General features: G+C 71.5%; 2 protein-coding genes and 1 pseudogene. 2 read left to right on the plus strand and 1 reads right to left on the minus strand.

Annotated elements, in window-relative coordinates:
- Positions 1–39 precede the first annotated feature (39 nt).
- Positions 40–5,481 (minus strand): sacsin N-terminal ATP-binding-like domain-containing protein, encoded by a 5,442-nt coding sequence (locus tag ACFXA3_RS13410; protein WP_385186164.1) that lies wholly within the window; start codon positions 5,479–5,481, stop codon positions 40–42.
- A 375-nt stretch (positions 5,482–5,856) separates the two neighbouring features.
- On the opposite strand from ACFXA3_RS13410, the pseudogene ACFXA3_RS13415 reads away from it, so the two are divergent.
- Positions 5,857–6,286 (plus strand): annotated as a pseudogene (locus ACFXA3_RS13415) (transposase); the annotation flags it as partial.
- A 666-nt stretch (positions 6,287–6,952) separates the two neighbouring features.
- Positions 6,953–7,561, plus strand: coding sequence for a hypothetical protein (locus tag ACFXA3_RS13420; protein ID WP_385186167.1), 609 nt, complete (start codon positions 6,953–6,955; stop codon positions 7,559–7,561).
- Positions 7,562–7,621: the final 60 nt, after the last annotated feature.

Below are 7,621 nucleotides of genomic sequence, written 5' to 3' on the forward strand. Positions count from 1 at the left end.
CCACCACCCCCCCGGGGGTGTGGCTCACCCCCGCCAAGGTCACAGCAAGTACGAGAAGCGCAGTGCCCCGCCCTCCTCGCGGTAGCGGCCCCGGCCGCGCTTTCCGTAGGGATTGGGGAGCATCTGGATGGCCACCTTGTGAGGGGTGAGGGCGTGAGTGACCACCAGGAGGCGCCAGCGGTCGTTGCCCGCGTGCTGGCGAGCCGCGCGAACCTCGCTCTCTCCCAGCTCGAAGCGGCCGCCATCGCCCCCGGTCGCCTTCACCTCGTACAGGTAGGGCCGGCTGCCGGAGCCCACCCGGAAGTCGAAGCCGAGGCTGTCGTCGCCGGACGGGCCGGGGAAGGCTTTGCGGCGGTTGCCCGACACCCATCCGGTCTCGTCCATGCGGTCCGGGTAGCGCGCACACAGCAACTGGTACGCGTACCACTCGCCCACGTACCCGATGGCTTCCCGCTGGGCCGTGGTCATCCGGCTGTCCGTGCCGCCCCCGTGCCGCCACCCGCGCGTGCGACCGGTGGTCGGGGTGCGCTTGGTCGGGGGATGGGGGTCGGTGAAGCGGAGCGGCCCGGCGGCGGTGATGCCCGGCGCCGAGCCGCTGTGCAGGACCCGGTCGAGTTCGCGGGTCAGGGCGGTGTAGTCGCCGGAGTGCACGTCGAAGTCGCGGCCGCCGACGGAGATCGACCGCCGTTTGCGCTCCTGTCTGAGGCGCTCGTGTTCCGCCGCGTTGCGCACCCGGTCCAGGTCTGCCTCAGACAGCCCGTGCCGTTCGGGATCCGTCGACACCGCCATCCCGTCGGGCCACTGGCCGAGGGCCGCCAGCCAGCCGACGACGTCGGTGGGGGACAGGGGCCGGAAATCCAGGGCGCCCGCGGCCTCCAGCCGCGCGGTGACCTCCTCGCCGGGCTCGGCTCCGGTCAGGGCCGCGGGCAACGGGTGTTCGGCCGCCCTGACCAGGACCGTGAGGTCGGCGGCCAGGCTGATGATCGTACGGAGGTTCGCACCGCGCACCTGGTCGCGTGCGGGCAGGTGTTCGCCTGACCGGGGCAACGGCACAAGGCGGCCCAGGCGCAGTGCCAGCTGCTCCTCCACGTGCGCCTTCAGTCTCCCCGTGTCGGCCGTGTCCACGGTGTACGCCCAAGCCTCCGGCGCGGTGATCCAGTCCAGGGCCGGGATCGATGGCCAGCCAGGCATCGGACGGCGCGCGTCGAAGTCCTCCAGCACAGCCCAGCGCAGCCGGTTGACGAGCTCCTTCTTGCGCGGGTCCAGGTAGGTGCGGAGCGCTTCCTCGTGCTCGTCGGCGTGGCTGACCGATTCCAGGGGCGGGCCTATCGCGCGCAGGGTGTCGTTCAGCTCGGCGAATCCGATGCCCAGGTACCGCCGAAGTTCGTCCGTACCGCGGGCCGCGCGGGCCCTGGAGATGAACTCGGACACGGGGACCGGGAGCTCGGCGGCGTACTCCTCGAGGTGAGCCTGGAACTCCCGAGTGTCGCCCGGCGGCGGCAGCAACAGCGAGTTCGCCGCCTCCGAGCCGAGCAGGTGGACGAGGAAGGGCCGGCAGCGCTCCAGGACCACGCCGATGGCCCCGTCGATCCGGCGGCTCGTCTCCTCGACCTGGTGGACCGTGACTTCCAGGGCGTCGGCGAGCTCCTCCCGGCCCGGGTCGCGCAGGTCGGCGTGGCGGGAGGCGAGCTGGTGGGCGGCGAGGCGCAGGCGGCCGCCGAACTCCCGCCGCCCCAGCAGCTCGGCGACGGCCACCACGATGCGAGTGGTCTCGTTCCAGCCCGGCTCGCCTGCCGGGGCGAGGACGAGCGGATGCTTCGGATCGGGCAGCGGCAGCACTCCGGCGAGGCGGCCCGGCAACGTCACGGGCCGACCGTCGAGCTCGATGTCCGAGGAGCGGTAGCGGTGCAGGCGTACGCTCCGGACCAGGGACGTCAGCTCGCTCAGCTCGGCCTCGCTCGCCCGGGGGCCACGCGCCAGGTGGTCGGCGAGGACGCCCACGGCCAGCGTGAGCCAGGGCAGCTGCTGGACCAGTGGCTCTCCCATGACCGCGGGGTCCACCCGTGCGCCGTCCACCGTCACCGTGAACATCAGGTCGTCGGTGTGCCGGACCGTGGCGGGGTGGCCGTCCGCCAGCAGCTCGGCGGCCTCCGCCGAGACACCCGGAAGGGTCAGCAGGGGGCGCCCCGTCTCCCGTACCAGCAGGGCCGTCAGACCGTCGCGTTCACCGCTGACGTAGAGCACCGTCCCGGCACCACCATCACCATCCCTCTCCCCGCCGTCCAGGTCGGACAGCGGAACGCTGATCAGCCGGTCCCCGGACTCGGCGAGCAGACTGGCGCCCTCAGGCAGTACCGGATGAGGCTGCCGTACGAGGTACCTCCAAGCGCGTTCGTTGGCGCGCTGCGCGGCGGGCCGATCCTCCGCCCCCAGCGCGCCCTCCGCCGCGAGCCGTCCCAGCGCGGCGATGAGGCGGTCGCTGTCCCAGGAGTTACCCCAGGTCGGCAGCCCCATCTCCCGCAGCCGGGCGCCCGCCTTCCCGCGTTCCAGGAGGTGGCGCAGCCGATGGTCGACGGTCGGCGCGTACGAGGGCTCTTCCTCCAGCCCGGGCGGGCAGTGCCAGGCGTCGGCTGGCCGGACGAACCGGACGGCCCGGTCGCGGCCCCGCACCGGGAGCCACGGCTGCTCCTGGACGAAGGAGCCGAGCGGGGTTGGGACCCGTTCCGTATCTGGGGAACTCTGGCTGCCGGCACTGGTCCAGACACTGGTGAACCTCGCGTCGTTCCAGCTGGCCAGGCCGCGCAGGACGAGCCGTGCGTACGCCAGCCTGGCCTCCTGGCCGAGGCGTCCGACGACGTCCTGGCCGGGGAGCCGCCAGGCGGGGGTTCCCCGGTACGGCGTCCGGGGGTAGTAGGCACGAGACCAGTTGCGGATGTACGGCTCCCACTGCTCCTGCACCGAGGCCGACACCTTCGCCATGCGGACCAGCTGCCGAGCGGTGAGCTCCCGGCCTTGGTCCACCCAGCTCACGGCGTCGGGGGACCTGACCGGGACCAGCCCGTCGGCCACCCCGGCCTCCCTCAGGAACACCCGCCACTCCTCAGCCGTGGTCGCGCCCCCCTTGGCGAACTCCTCGGGCGCGGCGAGGAGGCGTCCGGCGATCGCCTTGAGGCTCTTCGACACGTCCTGCCCGGCGGCGACTACCGTCGCCAGGTCCTCACCGACGGACTCGCGGCCCCAGCCCCGGCCGAAGACGGCGTCGCTCGCCCTGATCATCCGGCCGTCCGCCGACGGTACGTACAGTCCGAGCGAGGAGACCTCGATCCCGTCCAGGGAACGCCGAGGCTGCCACAGCCGGAAGACGAACCGCAGGGTCCGGAGACGCAGTCGGAGATCGGTGCTCGCGCTGAGTTGCTGCCGTGCGTGCTCCAGCAGGCCCTTCGTGTCGTACGGCCGGACGAGCCCCTCCTCTTCGAGGAAGTCGCGGGCGGACCGCCCGCGTGTACGCTCGCCGCGGTCCTGCCAGACCAGCCCCGGGTGCAGGCAGAACAACCGCCTGCCGAGCAGGGAGGGGACGGTCGGGCCTTCGGCCCGGTTCGCCTCCGTGCGCACCGGCTGGAAGAACGCCTCCCGACGGGCACCCTGACCGCTCGGCTTGCCCTGTGCACGTGTACGCGTGGCCGTACCCGCCCTGTCGGGGGGACGGTTGGTGTGCCGCAGTGTGCCGTCCTCCGCGAGCAGCAGCTGCCTGCCGTGCAGGACGTGCCCGTCGTCCTCGAAGAGGGCGGCCAGGTCCTCGTACAGCGCGCTCCACTGCTCGGGGGACTCACCGGACCGGATGGGTGGAAGGGACCCGACGATCCGCTCCACGTGGTCGGCGAGCAGCTCCGGGGCCGGCTCCCACGGGCACGCGAGGGCGCGGCACAGTGTGGCCAGCCGTTTCAGCCGGTCGCCGCCGATCCTGGGGTCCGCCACTACGGTCCCGGCGTCGTGCGCGCGGTGTGCCGTGAGGACCGTCAGGTCGAGGTCCGGCCACAGGGCCGCGCCCCGGGGCGGGGCCCAGCCCGCCTCTGGCGGGGCGCCGTCCGCGGCAAGGACGGGCACGAGCGGTACGTCGGCCAGTTCGCTCCCGTGCACGCGCAGTGCCGCCGCGCGGAACCGCCCCACCGAGTCCTTCTTGTTCTCCCAGCTCACCAGGTCCACGGCCAGCTGCCGCATGGACGGTTCGGGCGAGGCACGCAATGCCGCGGCGGCCGCCAGACAGGTCTCGGCGACCGCGTCGAGCAGCAGCACGTTGAGGGGGTTGTCGGAGGGGATCCCAGTGCGGTCGAACTTGGTGAAGAACGGGGCGTTCGCGTGCCCAGGGAAGGGCGCGGCCTGGTCCTCGCCCATCGGCAGGAAGGTGTAGATCTGCCCGTGCAGCGGTCGGCGCGGGGCGGGCAGCGGGAGGGCGACCTCGACGACGGCGGACCGCTTCCACTCCTGCCACGTGTCGTCGAGGAGCCCGGAACCCACGGCCTCGGCGATCGTGCTGTTCAGCCGTTCCTTCTCGACAGTGCTCCGGGCCACGAGGAAGGTGCCGGACGGCCCCAGGTCCACGGTCGCGCAGGAGACGGGGAGCCCGTGCCCGGCGCCGGCCCCCGCCACCGCGAAGCGTTCCTCGGACCGGGTCAGCTCGTGCCGCTCGTGCGCCTCTCGGAAGTCGTCAGACTCCTCCGCTTCGCCTGTCTCGCCACCGGCGGCCCGCCGTTCCAGCGTCAGGCCTCTGAGCCGGTCGAGGAACAGCATCACGGGTACCTTCGCCCCCGCGAGCTCGCGCATTCGCAACCGGACCTCGGCCCGGGCGGCCTCGCTCAGCAAGGGCAGCCGGACGACGGTGACGTATCCCTGGGCGGCGAGCTGCCGACAGGTCGCGGGCACATCGTCCAGCGGCAGGGGTGCCTGCAGCGGCGGATACGTGGCGGCCACCTCGTGGGCGTAGTCCTCACCGGCGAGGAACTCCTCGACGTCGGCCCTCTGCGCGAAGCGGAAGCAGTACCCGTCCAGTTCCGGGCCGGGCGGGCTGTCGGGGTCCGCGCTGTAGATTTCGGGCGCGTCGCTGATCAGCAGGATGCTGCGGAACCCGACGCCCTTGTTTCCGATGCCCTCGCCGACCTCCTTCGAGCTCTGCGCGAGCTCGCAGATCTGCTTGACGTTGTGCCAGGTGAAGGGCGTGCCGCCGTTGGCGACGTACAACGTCCCCCACTCGCCCTCCGCCTCGTCGAGCAGGACGTGGACCCGTCCGTCGCCGCGGTCCCTCGGATGCGCGTCGTAGCCGTTCTGCAGCAACTCGAAGAGCGAGCGGCCGGCGTACTCCCGCGCGCTCGTGTACGACACGGCGTTCACCTGCCGTGCCATGCGCAGGACTTGCTCCGACCGGGCCCCCTCCAGCACGGACCGGCCGTACTCCCGCAGCTGCTCGGCCCGGGCGTTCCTCGCCATGGTTCTCCCCTCACCTCAGCGTGATGAGGACGGTATCCCGCCGCACTGACATCGGGTGGCGCGAGGGACCACCATGTGGAGCGCGGCTTGGAGCTGAGCTTGACGATTTTGGTCCGCCGTCGAAAGGGGCTCGGACTCGTTCAGTGTTTCCCCTGTTCACGGTGTGTCCGTGAGGCCGGGCCTGATCCTGCGAGGAGAGGCCGGAGGGGCGCTTGGAGGCCGGATCGTGAACGGGCCGAGCACGGGGTTCAACGAGACGCGTTCGCGGCGGTGACGGCGTTCCGGATCGAGTTGTACGCCTGCCTGCTTTCGCGCGACGATGCCCTGTTCGAGCTGCGCGATGCGTTGCTGGGCACGGACGGTCCGGTCCGCACGCAGGCGTTCCTGCACAGGTTCGACTTGGAGCACACGTTCCGCCTGCTCAAGCAGACGCTCGGCGGGACCCGCCCCAAGCTCCGCGACACCGTCGCGGCCGACCGGTGGACCTTGCTCGTCCTGGCCACACACGCGTAACTCCGCCTCGCCCGCCCCCTCACGGCAGATCTCCGCTGGCCGCTGGAGCGGTCGGCGGAACCGAACAGGCTCACGCCGGCTCGGGTCCGCCGGGGTTCTTGAACCTGCGTGCACGGACCGGCACGCCGGCCCGTGCACCGAAACCCACCCGACCCGGCCCCAGCCGCCCGCTCGGCTCGAAGAACCAGAGGACCGCCACCCGGTATGACGTCGGACGAGTCATTGCCACCGGCGAGTCCTACACCCGACCCGCACACCACAAGGTCGCACCAAACCCCGGCGCACGGGATAAACGTCGCTGAGGTCGTGTGCCGCGGGATCCGACCCCTGCTGGACGAATCACGAGTGGGCGGCCAAAATGGGCGAAGCGGCGTGCGACTGACTGATGATCAGCCAGCGGATTCATGCGTCAGGACCTGGGTCTCGGAGGATGTCCGCGGGTATGTGGGAGCTCCCCGCAGAGCCTAAACGCGCGGATCGGAGCTCGCCGGGTTTGACGCTCGTTTGACGCTCACGACACCTGAAAGATCATTCAGGCAGCGGGAAACCCAGCCTGACCTGCAGTTTTTTAGGTTGGACTCCTCGCTACATGTTAACGATGACGCACCACGTGGAGTGCGTGGCGATCCTGGAGCCCGCCGAGAAGGGCAACTGACCTGCGGGTGCAGTGACACGTCTGACGTACACCGGACACATGGACTGACGGTCCGCCATGAACAGTGAGCCGCTTCTCCGGCCGGGCCTTCGCCCTGTCGGGGAGGCGGCTTCTGGTTGGTCGGGCCACGGCCTTGAGACCGGATCCCCGGGCGCGGCACGGCCGGAGGCGCCCCGGCGGCCCGGGCGGTGCACGTGTGGGGTGGCAGAGCCGGTGGAGACGTCGCGGAGAGGGGGCGTTGTCACGATGGGCGGGCCCGCGCCGTAGGGGCGGGGGCTTCGTCGTGTCGTGAGGAGTTTGCGCGTGGCAGGGATCAAGAAGGCCGTCGTGGTGGCCGGGGTGGCCGTCGGGCTCGTGGTGGGGGCGGCCGGGGCGTCGAGTGCGGCCGGGTTCTCCGGGATGAGCAAGGAGAAGTACGACCGGGTCCGGTTCGGGATGAGCCGGCAGGAGGTGCTGGACATCGTCGGGCCCACCGCCTGCGCGGACAACGGCAAGCCGGCGACCGCGCAGTCGACCGTGCCCACCTTCACCTGCTGGGTGTCCGGGATCGAGGAGTGGGCGCCGTACTCCCACCTCACCTTCAACGCCGAAGGCAAGCTCTACATGAAGTCCTTCTACCGGATGAGCCTGCCCGCGGCCCCGTCCATGACGGCCGCCCAGTACAAGAAGGTCACCGTCGGCATGACCGAGGAGCAGGTGCTCAAGGCGGTCGGCGCGAACTCCTGCGTGGAGACCGACGTGGCGCAGCCCGCCTTCCCGTCCACCGCCGGTGCCACGTCCACGCTGACGTGCTGGACCGGGAAGGGCACCGGGTTCCTCGATGCGGCGGCCTGGTTCTGGTTCAAGGACGGCAAGGTCTTCGAGAAGCACGAGCGTGACGTCGTCGGAGCGAGCCGCCCGCCCTTCGGCTGATCCGGGGCACGACGAGGCCGGGGGCCCCGGCGCCTTAGCGCTGCGGGCGCCCCCGCGTTT

The sequence above is a fragment of the Streptomyces sp. NPDC059456 genome, assembly GCF_042750055.1.
GTDB lineage: Bacteria > Actinomycetota > Actinomycetes > Streptomycetales > Streptomycetaceae > Streptomyces.